Origin of the sequence: Erwinia persicina, assembly GCF_019844095.1 — a bacterium.
Lineage (GTDB): Bacteria > Pseudomonadota > Gammaproteobacteria > Enterobacterales > Enterobacteriaceae > Erwinia > Erwinia persicina.
This window is the reverse complement of sequence record NZ_CP082141.1, coordinates 2549870-2566362: the sequence shown is the minus strand read 5'-3', so window position 1 is coordinate 2566362 and position 16493 is coordinate 2549870. Positions and strand designations below refer to the sequence as shown.

16 protein-coding genes are annotated in these 16493 nt (G+C 55.8%); 10 read left to right on the top strand and 6 right to left on the bottom strand.

What is annotated here, in order from left to right; all coding sequences use genetic code 11:
- The first annotated feature begins 52 nt into the window (after positions 1–52).
- Positions 53–919 carry a LysR family transcriptional regulator gene (locus K6L24_RS11600; RefSeq protein WP_222681484.1) on the top strand — a complete coding sequence of 289 codons (867 nt, stop codon included), beginning with the start codon at positions 53–55 and terminating at the stop codon, positions 917–919.
- Positions 920–925: 6 nt separating this feature from the next.
- On the opposite strand, the gene K6L24_RS11595 is transcribed toward K6L24_RS11600, so the two are convergent.
- Entirely contained in the window at positions 926–2194 is a 1269-nt protein-coding gene (locus K6L24_RS11595; RefSeq protein ID WP_392389191.1) for an MFS transporter, read from the bottom strand.
- Positions 2195–2296: 102 nt separating this feature from the next.
- Here K6L24_RS11595 and K6L24_RS11590 point away from each other — a divergent pair, with 102 nt between their 5' ends.
- The 3 genes from K6L24_RS11590 to bioD all read left to right on the top strand — a co-directional run bounded on the left by K6L24_RS11590 (position 2297) and on the right by bioD (position 5426).
- Positions 2297–3196, top strand: coding sequence for a LysR family transcriptional regulator (locus K6L24_RS11590; protein WP_062743387.1), 900 nt, complete (start codon positions 2297–2299; stop codon positions 3194–3196).
- Positions 3197–3420: 224 nt separating this feature from the next.
- Positions 3421–4638, top strand: coding sequence for a sugar metabolism global transcriptional regulator Mlc (gene mlc, locus K6L24_RS11585; protein WP_062743386.1), 1218 nt, complete (start codon positions 3421–3423; stop codon positions 4636–4638).
- A 122-nt stretch (positions 4639–4760) separates the two neighbouring features.
- Complete coding sequence (bioD, locus tag K6L24_RS11580; RefSeq protein WP_222681483.1) at positions 4761–5426, top strand: dethiobiotin synthase; 666 nt, start codon at positions 4761–4763, stop codon at positions 5424–5426.
- 50 nt (positions 5427–5476) lie between these two features.
- Here the strand turns inward: bioD and K6L24_RS11575 are convergent, their stop codons facing one another.
- Positions 5477–6871 carry a glycoside hydrolase family 1 protein gene (locus K6L24_RS11575; protein ID WP_222681482.1) on the bottom strand — a complete coding sequence of 465 codons (1395 nt, stop codon included), beginning with the start codon at positions 6869–6871 and terminating at the stop codon, positions 5477–5479.
- Between the two features lie 20 nt (positions 6872–6891).
- On the bottom strand, positions 6892–8775 hold the full coding sequence (gene bglF / locus K6L24_RS11570; protein ID WP_222681481.1) for a PTS beta-glucoside transporter subunit IIABC: 1884 nt from the start codon (positions 8773–8775) through the stop codon (positions 6892–6894).
- 342 nt (positions 8776–9117) lie between these two features.
- Between bglF and zntB the strand changes: the two genes are divergently transcribed.
- The 5 genes from zntB (at position 9118) to dbpA (ending at position 13772) form a co-directional block, all read left to right on the top strand.
- Positions 9118–10101, top strand: a complete 984-nt coding sequence (gene zntB / locus K6L24_RS11565; protein ID WP_137268570.1) for a zinc transporter ZntB — start codon at positions 9118–9120, stop codon at positions 10099–10101.
- Between the two features lie 279 nt (positions 10102–10380).
- A complete protein-coding gene (ynaL, locus tag K6L24_RS11560; RefSeq protein WP_167550578.1) occupies positions 10381–10530 on the top strand; it encodes a proline-rich small protein YnaL in 150 nt (49 codons plus the stop codon).
- Between the two features lie 183 nt (positions 10531–10713).
- Positions 10714–11607, top strand: coding sequence for a tRNA 2-thiocytidine(32) synthetase TtcA (gene ttcA / locus K6L24_RS11555; protein ID WP_062743381.1), 894 nt, complete (start codon positions 10714–10716; stop codon positions 11605–11607).
- Between the two features lie 90 nt (positions 11608–11697).
- Positions 11698–11835: a hypothetical protein gene (locus K6L24_RS11550; protein WP_162900971.1), complete on the top strand. Its 138-nt coding sequence runs from the start codon at positions 11698–11700 to the stop codon at positions 11833–11835.
- Between the two features lie 557 nt (positions 11836–12392).
- Positions 12393–13772, top strand: coding sequence for an ATP-dependent RNA helicase DbpA (gene dbpA, locus K6L24_RS11545; RefSeq protein ID WP_222681480.1), 1380 nt, complete (start codon positions 12393–12395; stop codon positions 13770–13772).
- Between the two features lie 68 nt (positions 13773–13840).
- On the opposite strand, the gene K6L24_RS11540 is transcribed toward dbpA, so the two are convergent.
- Together K6L24_RS11540 and K6L24_RS11535 are read right to left on the bottom strand one after the other, a co-directional pair.
- Complete coding sequence (locus K6L24_RS11540; RefSeq protein ID WP_062743379.1) at positions 13841–14128, bottom strand: putative quinol monooxygenase; 288 nt, start codon at positions 14126–14128, stop codon at positions 13841–13843.
- A gap of 117 nt (positions 14129–14245) precedes the next feature.
- Positions 14246–14902 (bottom strand): MgtC/SapB family protein, encoded by a 657-nt coding sequence (locus tag K6L24_RS11535; RefSeq protein ID WP_062743378.1) that lies wholly within the window; start codon positions 14900–14902, stop codon positions 14246–14248.
- A gap of 182 nt (positions 14903–15084) precedes the next feature.
- Here K6L24_RS11535 and K6L24_RS11530 point away from each other — a divergent pair, with 182 nt between their 5' ends.
- Positions 15085–15357 (top strand): putative hemolysin, encoded by a 273-nt coding sequence (locus K6L24_RS11530; protein ID WP_062743434.1) that lies wholly within the window; start codon positions 15085–15087, stop codon positions 15355–15357.
- A 110-nt stretch (positions 15358–15467) separates the two neighbouring features.
- Here the strand turns inward: K6L24_RS11530 and K6L24_RS11525 are convergent, their stop codons facing one another.
- Positions 15468–16463, bottom strand: coding sequence for a 2-hydroxyacid dehydrogenase (locus K6L24_RS11525; RefSeq protein ID WP_062743377.1), 996 nt, complete (start codon positions 16461–16463; stop codon positions 15468–15470).
- Positions 16464–16493: the final 30 nt, after the last annotated feature.

The following is a 16493-nucleotide window of genomic DNA, read 5'->3' as shown; positions in this document are numbered from 1 at the left end:
AATACGCGTATAAAACTTCCATATACGTGAATTTTTGCACCAGGAGTCGGAGATGGACTGGCAGGATCTGGCGTATTTTCTGGCCCTGGTTCGTCATGGATCAATGTCGGCAGCGGCAAAAGTGCTGAACGTTGACCATGCCACGGTGAGCCGCCGTATCGCCTCGCTGGAAAAAGACCTCGGACTGCGGCTGACGGAAAGGCTGCCGCGGCGTACCACCCTGACCGCACACGGTCAGATGATCGCCGCCGTTGCCGGGGACATGAACAGGATGGCCGACCGGGTGAAGCTTCAGGCTCTATCTCTGGCTGCGACGACAAAGACAGTGGTCAGGGTCAGTGCGTCACCCGCCGTCGCCGCCCGGCTGATTGCCCCTGAAATGGCGCGTTTTACGGAGCAGCACCCGGGGATAACATTGTCTCTGTCCGGTGTGTCCCATCATGCACAGCTGGATAAGGGCGAAGCCGACATTGCCGTTCGTCTGACGCGGCCTGAAGATCCTGATCTGCTCATCAGGCGTATTGGCACGATGCGCTTTGGACTGTATGCGGCCCCCGCGTTCAGTGCCATTTCACCGGAGCACTGGACGTTTATCGCCTATGAGGATCGGCTCGACTACGTGACCCAGCAACAATGGCTGAACACCCTGCTGGCAGGCCGCACCGTGGTATTTCGTGCCAGCGATCTGATGGCACAGCAGCAGGCTGCCCGGACGGGCCTGGGGGCCGTGGTGCTGCCCTGTTTCATGGGCGAGGCCGATGCTGCGCTAGTTTCTCTGCCGGTCGTGTCACCCGGCCCCGCCAGGGATATCTGGCTGGCCGCTTACCCGGAAGTCAGGCGTTCAGCGGCGGCGATCAGGGTGATGGACTTTTTAGCGGAGATTGTCGGGAGAGCCTGTCCTCCCGAACCGCTACGGTGAATGGGATCAGAGTTTTTTACCGTGCAGGCGGGTGCCTGCCAGCAGCGCCAGGATCAGCATTATGGAGATAAAAGCGGTAATGCCGTGCCAGCCGAAGTCATGCCAGAACACGCCACCAAGCGTTCCCGCCACGCTGGAACCCAGATAATAGCTGAACAGATAGAGTGAGGACGCCTGGCCTTTGGCCCGGCGCGCCCGAACACCTATCCAGCCGCTGGCGACGGCATGCGCCGCGAAAAAGCCGGCGGTAAACAGCATCATGCCCGGCAGGATCAGCCAGAGGCTCGTCGCCAGCGTCACCAGTAATCCGGTCAGCATCAGCGCGGTTGAAAACAGCAGAACCGGTGCGCGGCCATATTTTGCCGTCATCGCCCCCGCCTTCGGTGAGCTCCATGATCCGGTGAGATAAACGACCGACAGCAACCCGACGACTGCCTGGTTTAATGAATAGGGTGGGGAAAGCAGCCGGTAGCCAATATAATTAAACAGGGTGACAAACGCCCCCATCAGCAGAAAACCTTCGGCAAACAGCAGCGGTAATCCGCTGTCACGCCAGTGCAGGCGAAAGTTGATCAGCAGGCTGCGGGGCCTGAGCGACGCCGCGCGAAAATGGCGGGAGGGCGGCAGAATTTTCCAGAACATCAGCGCGGAGGCCAGCGCGCAGCAGCCGATCGCCATCACCGCAATCCGCCAGCTGGTAAAGTCGGTAATCACCCCGCTGAGTAATCGACCGCTCATGCCGCCAATCGAGTTCCCGCTGATGTACAGACCCATGGAGAACGCCACCACGCTCGGGTGGATCTCTTCGCTCAGGTAGGTCATGCCCACAGCGGCCACGCCGCTTAAGGAGAGTCCAATCAGTGCACGTATCAGCAGAATGCCGTGCCAGCTGGTCATGGTGGCAGAAAGCAGGGTGAAAATCGCTGCCAGCATCAGTGCGGTGACCATAACCGACTTACGTCCGACCGCATCGGATAACGGGCCGGTGATCAGCAGACCCAGTGCCAGCATCCCCGTTGAAACCGACAGGGAAATGCTGCTGGCCGCCGGTGAGACGCCAAACTCCTGCGACAGCACGGGAAGGATTGGCTGTACGCAGTAGAGCAGGGCGAAGGTCGCCAGACCGGCGGAGAACAGCGCCAGCGTGACGCGCATAAACTGAGGGGTTCCGCGTTTGATCATGAGATTCTTATCGGCGGCTGGCTGGCCGGGGAGGGCGGGAGTGGCCCGGTCAGCGGAAGCGGGCGGTCTGACGGCAGGCAATGAGCGGTTCACAACGGTTCCTTAGCAAGTTCATGGGGGATGACGTTGTAAAGGGTAAGAAACTGAGATTATGATGTCTAATATATTAATAATCTCGAATGATATGTTAAACCTATGAATATAGAGCTGCGCCATCTGCGCTATTTTGTCGCCGTGGCGGAAGAACTGCATTTCGGCCGGGCTGCCCAGCGGCTGAATATTTCTCAGCCCCCACTCAGTCAGCAAATTCAGAATCTGGAAAAGGAAACCGGCGCTCGCCTGCTGGCCCGAACCAACCGCAGCGTGCAACTGACGGCCGCCGGACAGCAGTTTCTGCAGGATGCCCGTCATATCCTGCAGCAGGTCGAACAGGCTGCGGATAAAGCCTCCCGGCTGCATCGCGGAGATGAAGGGGAGCTGCGTATTGGCTTCACCTCCTCGGCCCCGTTTATCACCGTGGTCTCCGATGCGTTATTCACCTTTCGCCAGCGCTTCCCGGCAGTACATATCCAGATGCAGGAGATCAACACCCGCCAGCAACTGGCCCCGCTCAGCGAAGGACGTCTTGACCTGGGCGTCATGCGCAACACGCTGTTGCCGGAAAACCTCGATCATCAGCTGCTGTTGCGCGAGCCGATGTACGCGCTGGTTCATCGCGCCCACCGTCTGGCCGACAGGCCGGGTATCGCACTGAGCGAGCTGGCGCAGGAGCCCTTTGTGTTCTTTGACCCGCAGGTGGGGACGGCGCTGTATGGCGAAATTCTGGCCCTGCTGGGGCGTTACCAGATCCAGCCCGATATCGCTCAGGAAGTGGGCGAAGCGATGACCATTATTGGACTGGTTTCAACCGGACTGGGGGTCTCAATTCTTCCCGCTTCATTTCGCCGCGTGCGCCTGAGTGACGTGGTGTGGATACCGCTGACCGAACAGGATGCGCAATCTGAAGTGTGGCTGGTGTGGTCCCGGCAGCGGGAGATGCCGGCGGTGGTCGCGTCGATGATGAAACTCTTATTGCCGTTCCCACAACAAAAATAGCGGAAAACATGAGCAGCCAGACAGGGTTTATGTGCGGCAAATCACATATCGAATCAAATATTTGACGCCATCTGATAAGTGTTTCACCATGAGCCGGATGCTTTATTTTGAAGCGCGAAAATAAGCGCCGCTCGGGCGGCCCTCATCGTCATCCTCTGACGACTGTCGGCCGGTTGAGAAGAGTGACAAAGGCCTTTTTTGACGGTATTAAGCGGGAGTAGGGTGTGATTGCGGACAGTCAGCCTGGCCATATTGACCAGATTAAACAGACTAATGCCGGAGCGGTGTACAGACTGATTGATCGGTTTGGCCCCATCTCGCGTATTGAGCTGTCAAAAAAAGCGCAGCTGGCCCCGGCCAGTATCACAAAAATCGTGCGTGAGATGCTGGAAGCTCACCTGGTTCAGGAGACGGAGTTCCAGGAGCCAGGAAGCCGTGGACGCCCGGCCGTCGGACTGTTGCTCGACACACAGGCCTGGCATTTTCTCTCCGTACGTATTGGCGCTGGTGACATCACACTCGCCCTGCGTGACCTCAGCAGTAAAATGGTGGTAGAGCAGCAGTTTTCCCTGCCTGCAGAAGATGCCCTTCCGCTGCTGACCCGTATCATCCGGCAGATCGACCAGTTCTTTATCCATCATCAGCATAAACTGGAACGCCTGACTGCGATTGCTATCACGCTGCCTGGCATTATGAACAGCCAGACCGGGATCGTACACCGCATGCCTTATTATGATGTTGACGATATGCCTCTCGGGCCCTCGCTGGCCAGCCATACCGGTCTGCCGGTCTACATACAGCATGATATCTGTGCCTGGACGATGGCCGAATCGCTGTTTGGTGCCTCGCAGGATGCCCGTGATGTTCTCCAGGTGGTGATTGACCATAACGTAGGGGCCGGGGTGATCACCGGTGGACGTCTGTTGCACGGTGGCAGCAGCACGCTGGTGGAGATCGGCCATACCCAGGTCGATCCGTGGGGCAAGCGCTGCTACTGCGGTAATCACGGATGCCTGGAAACGGTAGCCAGCACAGACAGTATGCTGGAACTGGTCACACAGCGGATGCAGGCGTCCATGAGTTCCACGCTGCATAATCAGCCGCTTACCATCGATGCGCTCTGTGATGCCGCGCTGGCAGGGGATCAACTGGCCTGCGATGTCATTTCCGGCGTAGGTAATAGCGTAGGCCGTATTGTGGCGGTGATGGTTAACCTGTTCCATCCGCAAAAAATTCTCATCGGGTCGCCGCTTAACCGCGCGCAAACTATCCTTTATCCGGCCATTGCGACCTGTATTCGCCAACAGTCCTTACCCAGTTACAGCAAACAGGTCAGTGTGGAGCCCACCGCCTTTATTAACCTTGGCACCATGCCGGGGGCGGCACTGGTGAAAGATGCGCTCTATAACGGGTCATTATTAATCAAATTGCTACAAGGCTGATAAATCCACTAAACATTGCGCTAACGCAATCTCCGACCTGCGGCACTCCCCTACAATTTTCGCTCATTTACCGAGTATGAAAATTATCAATGAGGCCAGGCTGTGCCTGTCGGAGTCATACCATGTTGAAACGTTTATTTGTCACTGGAACCGATACTGAAGTAGGAAAAACGGTGGTATCGCGTGCGTTATTACAAAAGCTGGCGACAAACAGTAAACACGCCGTAGGCTACAAGCCGGTCGCGAAAAGCAGCCAGCAAACGGAAGAGGGACCACGAAATAAGGATGCTCTGGTGCTTCAGCGCTCTTCATCAGTACAGTTGCCCTATGAGGCGATTAATCCCATCACGTTGCTCGATGACGAAATCAGTACCAGTATTACCCCGATCAGCCACGCAACAATGAGCCACGGACTGCATGCCCTGAACGATCAGGCTGATTATATTGTGGTGGAGGGCACGGGCGGCTGGCGAAGCCTGATGAACGATTTGCGCCCGCTGTCTGACTGGGCGGTACAGGAACAGCTGCCGGTGGTGCTGGTGGTCGGTATTAAGCTTGGCTGCATCAGCCATGCGCTGCTAACGGCTCAGGCGGTGATCAATGACGGGCTGCCACTTTTAGGCTGGGTGGCTAACCGGATTAACCCCGGCCTGGCGCACTATGCCGAAATTATTGATGTGCTGCGGGATAAAATTCCGGCCCCTCTGCTGGGGGAGTTACCCTATCTGCCCCGGGCGGAAACGCGTGACCTGGCGCACTATATTGATCTGACCGCGCTGGATTTATAACGGCGGCGGGATCATCCCCTTCTCAACGGCAGGGGATGATCCCGGGCGAATTACTTCAGTGATTCGCCGTGCGTTTTAATCACGTTCTGATACCAGAAGAAACTCTTCTTACGGCTGCGCGCAAGGGTGCCATTTCCCTGATCATCACGGTCGACATAGATAAAGCCGTATCGCTTGGAGAACTCGGCCTTCGACGCGCTCACCAAATCAATCGGGCCCCAGCAGGTGTAACCCAGTACTTCAACACCGTCTTCAATCGCTTCACGGACCTGCACCAGATGATCGTTCAGGTAAGCAATGCGGTAATCATCATTGATACTGCCGTCAGCCTCGACGGTATCCTGGGCTCCCAGACCGTTCTCCACAATAAACAGCGGTTTCTGGTAGCGGTCGTACAGCTCGTTCATCAGAAAACGCAGCCCTTCCGGATCAATCTGCCAGCCCCACTCTGAACTGGCCAGATGCGGATTCGGCACCATATTCAGAATGTTGGCCCGCGCTTTATGATTCTGTTCTTCATTGGTGGTCACACAGCCGGTCATATAGTAGCTGAAGGAGATAAAGTCGATCGGCTCACGCAGGTCCTGTTTGTCCTGCTCCGTTATCTCCAGCTGGATGCCGTTTTCTTTAAAGTAGCGCGTCATATAGGCGGGATAGTAGCCGCGCGTCTGGACATCGCCAAAGAACAGCCAGTCACGGTTCTGCTTTTGCGTCTCCAGCAGGTCAGCCGGAAGTGGACTGAGCGGATAGAGCATGGCCCCCAGCAGCATATTGCCGATTTTGGCATCCGGAATAATCCGGTGGCAGGCCTTCACCGCACGCGCACTGCCCACCAGCTGGTGGTGGATGGCCTGATAGACCGCCTGTTTATCGCTGTCTTCCGGCAGACCCACGCCGGTAAACGGCGCGTGAAGCGACATATTGATCTCATTAAAGGTCAGCCAGTGCTTCACTTTATCTTTATAGCGGGCGAAGACCGTTTCGGCATAGTGTACGAAGCAGTCGATGGTTTTACGATTGCCCCAGCCGCCGTATTTTTTAATCAGTCCATACGGCATTTCGTAATGGGAAAGAGTAACCAGCGGCGCGATATTGTATTTCGCCATCTCGTCAAACAGGCGATCATAAAAGGCCAGTCCGGCCTCGTTCGGCTGCGTTTCATCCCCTTCGGGGAAAATGCGCGTCCAGGCAATGGAGGTCCGCAGTACGGTAAAGCCCATTTCGGCGAATAAGCGGATATCTTCCGGATAGCGGTGATAGAAATCAATGGCCACATCCTTGATACCAAAATCACCCTCCTGACGCGTGACACGCTGACCAAAAATACCCTGAGGCTGTAAATCTGAGGTGGAAACACCCTTGCCATCGGTTTGCCATGCGCCTTCGACCTGGTTTGCGGCAACGGCGCCGCCCCAGAGGAAATGTTGAGGGAAACGTTGTGTCATTGTGCTCTCCTTATAAATGATTATTTAATCAGCGTCAGCAGCGGCTCGCCAGCGGCCACGTCGTGCCGTGAGCTGGCGGGCAGCACATCAATGTAGTCGTCGCTGTTGCTGATCAGTACCGGCGTGGTGAGGTCATAGCCCGCCGCACGGATGGCCGGGATATCGAATTCCAGCAGCAGGTCACCGACGCGAACGCTGTCGCCCTGGCTGACATGAGCCGTAAAATGCAGGCCATCGAGTTTGACGGTGTCGATGCCGACATGGATCAGGATTTCAGCACCGTCTTCCGCTTCCAGACCAATGGCGTGGCGGGTGCGGAACAGGGATGCCACGGTACCGTTGACCGGAGAAAGTACACGGCCTTCAGTCGGCTGGATCCCCATGCCTTTTCCCAACAGCCCGCTGGCAAACGTTTCATCCGGCACCTGTTCCAGCGCCACGACAGCACCGCTCATCGGGCTGGACAGCGTCTGCTTATGCAGCAGATCGGGACTGACGGCAGCAGCGGGAAGATCCGGTGTCACTGCCTCCGTCTCTTTCACCACCGACAGCCCAAACAGCGCGGTAGCGAGGGCCGCGAAGATAAAGGCAATCAGCGCGCCGACGATAGCGGCGACAACGCTGGCATCAAAACCGGTTTTCGGCACCACCTGGCTGAAGGTAAACACCGAGGGCAGGCCAAATGAATAGCTGGTGGTGTGGAAGAAGCCGAGCACAGCGGCACCCAGCGCGCCGCCGATGCAGCCAAAGATAAACGGACGACGGTTCGGCAGGGTAACGCCGTACACCGCAGGTTCGGTAATCCCGAACAGGCTGGCGCTAAAGGCGGATGCTGCAATCCCTTTCAGCCTGACATCCCGGGTACGCAACAGCACGCCAAGCGTTGCTCCGGCCTGGCCCAGTACCGCCGGCATCAGCAGCGGGAGCAGGGTATCTGCCCCGTGAACGGCAAGATTGTTGAGCATGATCGGCACCAGACCCCAGTGCAGGCCGAAGATCACACAGACCTGCCAGAAAGCGCCCATAAAGGCCCCGGCGAAGGTCGGGCTGAAGCTGTAGGCATGAAGATAACCCGCCGCCAGCATCTGACTTACCCAGGTCGCGACCGGGCCAATCAGCATAAAGGTGATTGGAACGACGATAGCCAGACAAATCAGCGGCGTGGTGAAGTTTCGCACTGCACCCGGCAGGCGGTTATGCACCACACGCTCGATCAGGCAGGAGAACCAGGCGGCGAAGATAATCGGGATAACGGAAGAGCTGTAGTTAATCAGGATCATCGGGATGCCGAAAAAGTGCAGCGGAGGACTGCCTGCCTGAGAAGCGGTAAACGCCGCCATCATCATCGGGTGAACCAGAGCAGCACCGATAATCATCGTGGTGAATGCGTTACCACCAAATTTCTTCCCGGCGGTGTAGCCGAGCAGAATCGGCAGGAAGTAGAACACCGCGTCTCCGGCCGCCGAGAGGGTAATATAGGTGCCGGTCGTGTCTGTCATCACTCCGCAGGCCAGCGCCAGTGCCAGCAGTCCCTTCAGAATACCGGACGCCGCCATCACACCGACAAACGGGGTGAAAATCCCGGAAACGATGTCAATAAAGCGGGCGAAGAGTGACCCCTTTTCCTCCGTATTGAGGGAGCCTTCGCTCCCCTCGCTCAGGCCGGCATTGGACATCAGTGCCTGATACACGTCGCTGACATGGTTGCCAATCACCACCTGATATTGACCACCGCTTTCCACCACCATAATCACACCCGCATTGGCCTTCAGCGCGGCAGTGTTGGCTTTACGGCTGTCTTTCAGTTTAAAGCGCAGGCGGGTAGCGCAGTGCATGACGGAAGTGACGTTCTCTTTGCCGCCCACTCCCTGCAGGATCTCTTCTGATAAAAGCTGGTACGTCATCGTATGCTCCTGGTTCCGACATCGTTGTCTGTGGCCTGTTAGTGAATTCAGGCCAAAAAAAAACCTAAACCGCTTCAACATCGCCAGAAAGGCGCATTAAAGCGGTTTAGGTTTTGCCTGAGAATCAGTAGCAATCCTGTTTATGCTGCAGCGATATTTCCCTGTTCTCAGCCAGTTAGCAAGGGGGGAGGAAGGGAATAACTTTTTTTCGTGACGGGGATCGACTTTTTGATGGCACGCCTGATGACTGAGGGCCTGCAGCTTTTGGAGAGGGGACGTTTTGCAACTGGCCTCCTTCAGGCTAGACTGTATCGCATTGATTAGGCTAAGGGTGATACAAACGTGGACGTCATTGCGGGTAAATCATTGCAGGTCTCTGATGCGATCATTTCGTGTCAGTTGGATGGGAAGGGCGGGTTAATCCCGATTGACGACAGCGATGTGCTGACCTGTGACAAGCCATGCTGGCTGCACCTGAATTATACCCACAGTGAAAGCGCGGACTGGCTGGCCTCGACCCCACTTCTGCCTGACTCGGTGCGTGACGCGCTGGGCGGAGACAGTATGCGCCCGCGCGTTAACCGCCTGAGCGACGGCACGATGATTACGCTGCGCAGTATTAATCTCAATAGCGAATCGCGGCCGGAGCAGCTGGTGGTGATCCGCGTATTCATCAACGAAAAGCTGATCGTTTCCACCCGGCAGCGCAAGGTGTTTGCCATTGATGAAGTGCTCACCGACCTGAAGAACGGGATTGGCCCGGTGGATGGCGGCAGCTGGCTGGTGGATGTCTGTGATGCGCTGACCGACCATACCAGCGAGTTTATTGAGGAACTGCATGACAAAATTATCGATCTGGAAGATGCGGTCGTGGATCAGCAGGTGCCGCCGCGCGGTGAACTGGCCCTGATCCGTAAACAGCTCATTATCATGCGCCGCTATATGGCCCCCCAGCGTGACGTGTTTTCCCGTATTGCCAGCGAGCGCCTGCCGTGGATGAGTGACGACGATCGCCGCCGGATGCAGGATATCGCCGATCGTTTAGGGCGCGGGCTGGACGATCTGGATGCCAGCGTGGCACGCACCGGCGTGCTGGCCGATGAAATTACCACCGTAATGGCCGAGGCCATGAACCGCAGAACCTATACTATGTCCCTGCTGGCGATGGTGTTCCTGCCGACGACCTTTCTTACCGGGCTGTTTGGCGTCAATCTGGGGGGGATTCCAGGCGGTGAATGGCGCTACGGTTTTCCCGCTTTCTGTATGTTACTGATGCTGCTGGTCATCGGCGTTGCCTGGTGGTTACGTAAACGTAAATGGTTGTGATTAATAAGAATGAGTCAGGGAGCGGGGCGCAATAACGCGATGAAAGCTGATCGACGTCAATAAATGCTGGCGTCGATCAGGGCAAACTCTTTCTCGCAGGTGAATGCAACGTCAAGCGATGGGCGTTGCGCTCCATATTGTCTTACTTCCTTTTTTGAATTAATGCATAGCACATTTGATTCGCACGACGCCGGCTATCAGCCGGCTTTTTTTTGCGCGTTTGCCAGCGCCGTCAGATGTCCTACGCTTACTATTCCTACAACGTATGAGGAGGAAGACATGTTAACTGACCTGAAAACGTCGATTCGCCTGTCAGAACCACTAAGCGACCCCGTTCCCGTACCGGGCCCGACGCCGGTACCTCAGCCATTACCCGATCCGCCGCCGCCCGATCCCCATCCGATTATTGATCCGCCACCTTATCAGTAAGCGGTGACCCGGCCCGGTTTGGCTTAACGGCGGGAAGAGAACATCACCCGCCTGCGCCGGACAGCGAGATTTTCCCGCTATTTCTCATGTTTCCCGGGCTGGGAAACTTCCGTATAATGTCCCCCCTTAAACTGTAATCAGAATTACGTCGTTCTAAAGCCATCAGGGTCCAGAGAAGTATTTATGAATCAAGTCGATGTACGAAAAGAAACCCTGGAGATGAATAAGCTCCAGAAGCGTCTAAGAAGAAATGTTGGCCTTGCCATCACTGATTACAACATGATTGAAGAGAATGACGTTGTGATGGCCTGCATGAGCGGAGGCAAGGACTCGTTCGCCATGTTGGATATTTTGCTCGCCCTGCAAAAAGTGGCCCCGATCAAATTCGAGGTGATTGCGGTTAATCTGGATCAGAAACAGCCTGGCTTCCCGGAACATATTTTACCCGCCTATCTCGACAGCCTGGATATCCCTTATTACATTGTGGATAAAGATACCTATTCCGTGGTGAAGGAAAAGATCCCGGAAGGAAAAACCACCTGTGGTTTATGTTCACGTCTGCGGCGTGGCACGCTGTACTCGTTTGCCGAGAAAATTGGCGCGACCAAAATCGCCCTTGGCCACCATATGGATGACATTGTTGAGACGCTGTTCCTCAATATGTTCCACGGCGCGAAAATGAAAGCGATGCCGCCCAAGCTGCGTTCTGACGATGGACGTAACGTCGTTATTCGTCCGCTGACCTACTGCCGGGAAAAAGATCTGATTGCCTGGGCAGAATATAAAGATTTTCCGATCATTCCCTGCAATTTGTGCGGTTCTCAGGAGAATCTTCAGCGGCAGGCGATCAAAGCTATGCTGACCGAGTGGGATAAAAAAACGCCGGGTCGGGTCGACAGCGTCTTTAAGTCGATCCAGAACATCAGCCCAAGCCAGTTAGCCGACAGGGAACTGTTCGATTTCGAGGCCCTGCCGCTGGATCGCAGTGGTGACAGAGCAGAGTATGCCTTTACTGAAGCTACCGTCTCGTCGACCAATATAGATAAATCGCTCTATATAGATGTTGCTAACCTGTAATCGCTGACGCAGGCATTCATAGACCTGCGTTAATTGAAGAGCGGCGCGCTATCAACTACGCTTACTCTATCCAGGCAAGAGGAGGGCGTAATGTCAGAGGATAAATCAAAAACCAAACCGGAAAAAGATCCGCATCCGGCCAGGGATAATCCCAACGAGCACGGTGAAATTCCGCGCACGCGGGATGACAGCGACGACGATAAAAAAGATCCGTTCAACGATCGTTAATCCTGTCAGTCACCCGTCCTGTCACATCCGCTGACAGGACGGGGTTCCGCTGTTGGCACCCTCTCGCTAAATATTACTCCCCGCAACCTTATCCGAGGATGAAATTGATTAAATCCCTCAAGTTTCCTGCCCGGATGCCGTTAACACCGTAAGCGTCAGTGCTAATTTTTTCTTCTCAGAGCGCCTGCCCGTCAGGAAAACTCCCTGAGCCTTAACTTACGCCCGGAATACGAATAAACAGGCGACATTCAGGGCCAGGCTTTACTATAATTGCCGCCGAGACTTTCGTCTTATGCCGTGAATATGTCGACATGACGGCTAAGAACGAAACGAAGGAGAAGGAATACATATGAAATGGAACCGGAGAAATACCTGGATTGCGATGGTGGCAGCCTGTCTGATCTTCTGGCTGTTAATCGCGTTGGTTTTATCTTAGTCGGACTACAAAATACACAGCGCTGCGCGACGTTATCGCCAGCGCTTTTCTCCCCGTCCCCTGCGGTTATCTGCTACAATCAGCGCCAATAATCCTGTCCGTTTTATCAGAGAGTTCTTCCGTGACTGCTTTTTCTACCCTGACCCAACTTCCCGCCAGCCAGATCGAAAATCTTACCGAACTGGGCTACCTCGACATGACGCCTGTTCAGGCTGAATCGCTACCTGCTATTCTTGCGGGGCGGGATGTGCGCGCGCAGGCGAAAACCGGCAGTGGTAAAACCGCCGCCTTTGGTCTGGGTGTCATGCATCGCGTGGATGCCAGCCAGTACGTCACTCAGGCGCTGGTGCTGTGCCCGACCCGCGAACTGGCCGACCAGGTCGCTAAAGAGCTGCGCCGTCTGGCGCGTTTTACCGCCAACATCAAAATCCTCACCCTGTGCGGGGGCCAGCCGGTCGGCGCGCAGCGTGATTCGCTGGTGCATGCCCCACAGATTGTTGTCGGCACGCCCGGGCGTATTCTTGACCATCTGAAGCGTGAAACCCTGAAGCTGGATGGCATCAATATGCTGGTGCTGGATGAAGCCGACCGCATGCTGGAGATGGGCTTCCGCGACGATATCGACAGTATTATTCGCCACTGTCCGCAGGCCCGCCAGACGCTGCTGTTTTCCGCCACCTGGCCGCAGGGTATCGCCCAGATCAGCCAGAGCATTCAGCGCGATCCGCTGACCGTCGAAACCGGCGATGTCTCCGATTTACCGTCTATCGAACAAACCTTCTACGAGGCTGGCCCGCGGGAAAAACTGACTGCGCTGACGGGCCTGCTGAGTGACCGTCAGCCCGCATCCTGCGTGGTGTTCTGTAACACCAAACGGGAATGTGACGATATCGCGTATGCGCTGGAGTCCGGCAGTATCAGCGCCCTGGCGCTGCACGGCGACCTTGAACAACGCGACCGCGATCAGGTTCTGATCCGTTTTGCCAACGGCAGCTGCCGCGTACTGGTCGCCACCGATGTGGCCGCCCGCGGGCTGGATATCAAGTCGCTGGCGATGGTGGTCAACTATCAGCTCTCCTTTGACCCGGAGGTGCACGTCCATCGTATTGGACGTACTGCCCGCGCCGGCCAGGAAGGGTGTGCGGTCAGTTTCGTCGCCCAGGATGAGATGGTTCGCGCCCATGCGCTGGAAGACTATCTGCAGCAGAAGCTGGTCTGGCGTAACGTTGCTGAACTGAAATCTGTTGCAGCGAAAGCGCTGCCGGCAGAGATGGTGACGGTGAGTCTGGACGGCGGTCGTAAAGCGAAAATCCGACCGGGTGACATTCTCGGTGCCCTGACCGGTGACGGCGGGCTGACCGGCGATCAGGTCGGCAAGATTGATATCGGGCCCACACAGGCATATGTTGCCATCCGTCAGTCACAGGCGCGTCAGGTGATGGGGCAGCTGAAAGATGTGAAGATCAAAGGGAAATCGTGCCGGGCGCGTTTACTGAAATAAACCGCTGAAGGGAAAGAAGGGCAGTAAAGGGTCGATCGTTTGTCACGATCGACCCACATCACCACCGTTTACATTTTGGTGATCACGGGCGGTGCGGCCAGCAGATCTTTTACACCTGCCAGCAGGGCCTGAAAATGAGGCTGCGATTCGTGCAGCTCAATGGCATCAGCGCTTTTCCAGGTTTCGTGAAACAGGAACAGGTCACTGTTTTCCACGCTGCGGTACAAATCATAATGCACGTTGCCTTCCTCAAGACGGCTCGGGGCCACGCAGCGGTTCAGCACGTCATACAGTTCATTGCCTTTACCGGTTGCCGCAGCAAAGGTGGCCACCACCATAATCGATTTATCAGACATTTTTCTCTCCTGTAACAAAGTTAAAAACGGTGCAGATGACGTCGTGTCCATCCGAACCCAAACGTATTGTTCCCAGCCTGGCACGATTCTGCCTGGCTGACATGATCTTTTCAGGCTTCAGTGCATTTCTACTGACTGCACCCCTTTGATTTCCAGCAGCGCATCATAGAGCTCATGGGGTTCGCGTTTGCGTGACAATGTCACATCTACCATCATCTCACACAGCCCACTTTCGGCATCCCGGTTGACCACCGAGACCTGGCCCGTGCGCACCTGCTGATGCTGTAATGCCATCAGCACCAGCGGCACACTCTTTGCCTTCAGGTGAAAAATCAGCGTATGGTGACGGCCAATCAGCCAGTAGCTGATGCGGCGGAACGTTTCCAGCACCAGCAGCGCCAGCAGTGTGCCATAGACGCCGATTTCATACATGCCGCTGCCTATCACCAGGCCAATGGCGGCCGTGACCCACAGCCCGGCGGCGGTGGTCAGGCCTTTCACCACCTGTTTCTGAATAATAATTGTCCCGGCCCCGAGGAACCCCATACCGCTGACGACCTGAGCGGCGATACGGCTGGGATCGAGGCCGACGTGATGTTGGGCAAGAATGTCGTCGAAACCATACTTCGAGACGATCATAAACATGGCACTGCCAATACCGACCAGAATATGGGTTCTCAGCCCCGCTTCTTTTGCACGCAGCTGGCGTTCAAGCCCGATCAGGCCGCCCAGTGCCCCCGCCAGGGCGATGCGTAATAACAAATCGATAATCATAAAACGGCCCCTCACCGCGCTTATTCTCTTCACTCAAACAGCTAGTTATAAAATAAGACGGCAGGCTATTGATATTTCGTTGAAGACCATTTTGTAAAAAAGCGTGACAACTATCGACCTGACAGGGAACGTAGCATATGCTGGCTTTCGCATTTCAGCGCCCACTACCCGGAGTTTACCAGATGAAAGCAGCGACATTTCTGCTGGCGGCAGCCGCTTTATTACTCTCAGCCTGTAGCAGTGACAGTGATAATGAACCGCCTCAGCAGGCCACAGCGGCCCATGTGCCGACCCGGGTGGTCATGGCTGACCTGGCAGAGAGCGCCTGTTCAAACGCCGGCGGTACGCTGGCATTATCCCGTCAGTTGGACGGCAGTTCAGTCGGAATGTGCCAGATGGCAAACGGGCGTCGCTGCGGTGAAAGTGCGCTGATGAACGGCAGTTGCGCACGCTGAGTGACGTAACGCAGCTTATCGGTGTCTGAGGCGCCGCTGCCGACCGGATTGACCGGTCGGCATGCGATCCATCGCTGAGTTTGACGTCGGTATCAGTGCGTGGTTAAGGATTAACCCGCGTTGACCACGTTATCGCAGACTTCCCCTTTTTCCAGCAGACGCAGGTTTTCCAGGGTCGTCTGCGAAATACTGGTCAGGGCTTCTGCCGTCAGAAAGGCCTGATGCCCGGTAAACAGCACGTTATGGCAGGCGGACAGGCGGCGGAAAATATCATCCTGGATCACATCGTTAGACTTATCCTCAAAGAATAAATCACGTTCATTTTCATAAACGTCCATCCCCAGGGAACCAATCTTCTGTTGCTTCAGCGCGTCTATTGCCGCCTGTGAATCAATCAGGGCACCCCGGCTGGTGTTGATCACCATTACGCCATCTTTCATCTGGGCAAACGCTGCGCTGTTCAGCAGGTGATGATTATCTTCGGTCAGCGGGCAGTGCAGGGTAATGACATCGGACTGGCTGAACAGGGTTTTGATATCCACGTACTCCGCGCCCAGCTCCAGCGCCTGTGGGCTGGGGTAGGGATCGAAGGCCAGCAGTTTCATGCCGAAACCTTTCAGGATGCGCATGGCGGCAATACCAATTTTACCGGTACCAATGACCCCGGCGGTGCGGCCGTGCATATTGAAACCAATCAGACCCTCGAGGGAAAAGTTCGCATCGCGGGTGCGTTGGTAGGCACGGTGAATACGCCGGTTCAGGGTCATCATCATTCCCACTGCATGTTCGGCCACGGCTTCAGGCGAGTAAGCCGGCACCCTGACCACCTGGATGCCCAGCTCGCGCGCCGCATCAAGATCGACATTATTGAAACCGGCACAGCGCAGGGCAATAAACTTAACGCCGAGTTCAGCCAGCTCCTCAAGGACTGCACGGCTGCCGTCATCGTTGACGAAAATACAGACGCCATCGCAGCCTACGGCATTTTTCGCCGTATGATCGCTCAGCAGAAAGTCGAAAAACTCCAGTTCAAAGCCGTAATCTTCATTGACCTGTGTGAGGTATTTCCGGTCATACTGCTTGGTGCTATATACCGCAAGTTTCATCGCCGTTTTCCTTTAGCCGTGCGTAAGTAA

Coding starts and splice junctions, on each gene's coding strand:
- K6L24_RS11600 (WP_222681484.1), top strand. CDS start 53: ATGGACTGGCAGGATCTGGCGTATTTTCTGGCCCTGGTTCGTCATGGA.
- K6L24_RS11590 (WP_062743387.1), top strand. CDS start 2,297: ATGAATATAGAGCTGCGCCATCTGCGCTATTTTGTCGCCGTGGCGGAA.
- bioD (WP_222681483.1), top strand. CDS start 4,761: ATGTTGAAACGTTTATTTGTCACTGGAACCGATACTGAAGTAGGAAAA.
- K6L24_RS11575 (WP_222681482.1), bottom strand. CDS start 6,871: ATGACACAACGTTTCCCTCAACATTTCCTCTGGGGCGGCGCCGTTGCC.
- bglF (WP_222681481.1), bottom strand. CDS start 8,775: ATGACGTACCAGCTTTTATCAGAAGAGATCCTGCAGGGAGTGGGCGGC.
- ynaL (WP_167550578.1), top strand. CDS start 10,381: ATGTTAACTGACCTGAAAACGTCGATTCGCCTGTCAGAACCACTAAGC.
- ttcA (WP_062743381.1), top strand. CDS start 10,714: ATGAATCAAGTCGATGTACGAAAAGAAACCCTGGAGATGAATAAGCTC.
- K6L24_RS11550 (WP_162900971.1), top strand. CDS start 11,698: ATGTCAGAGGATAAATCAAAAACCAAACCGGAAAAAGATCCGCATCCG.
- K6L24_RS11540 (WP_062743379.1), bottom strand. CDS start 14,128: ATGTCTGATAAATCGATTATGGTGGTGGCCACCTTTGCTGCGGCAACC.
- K6L24_RS11535 (WP_062743378.1), bottom strand. CDS start 14,902: ATGATTATCGATTTGTTATTACGCATCGCCCTGGCGGGGGCACTGGGC.
- K6L24_RS11530 (WP_062743434.1), top strand. CDS start 15,085: ATGAAAGCAGCGACATTTCTGCTGGCGGCAGCCGCTTTATTACTCTCA.
- K6L24_RS11525 (WP_062743377.1), bottom strand. CDS start 16,463: ATGAAACTTGCGGTATATAGCACCAAGCAGTATGACCGGAAATACCTC.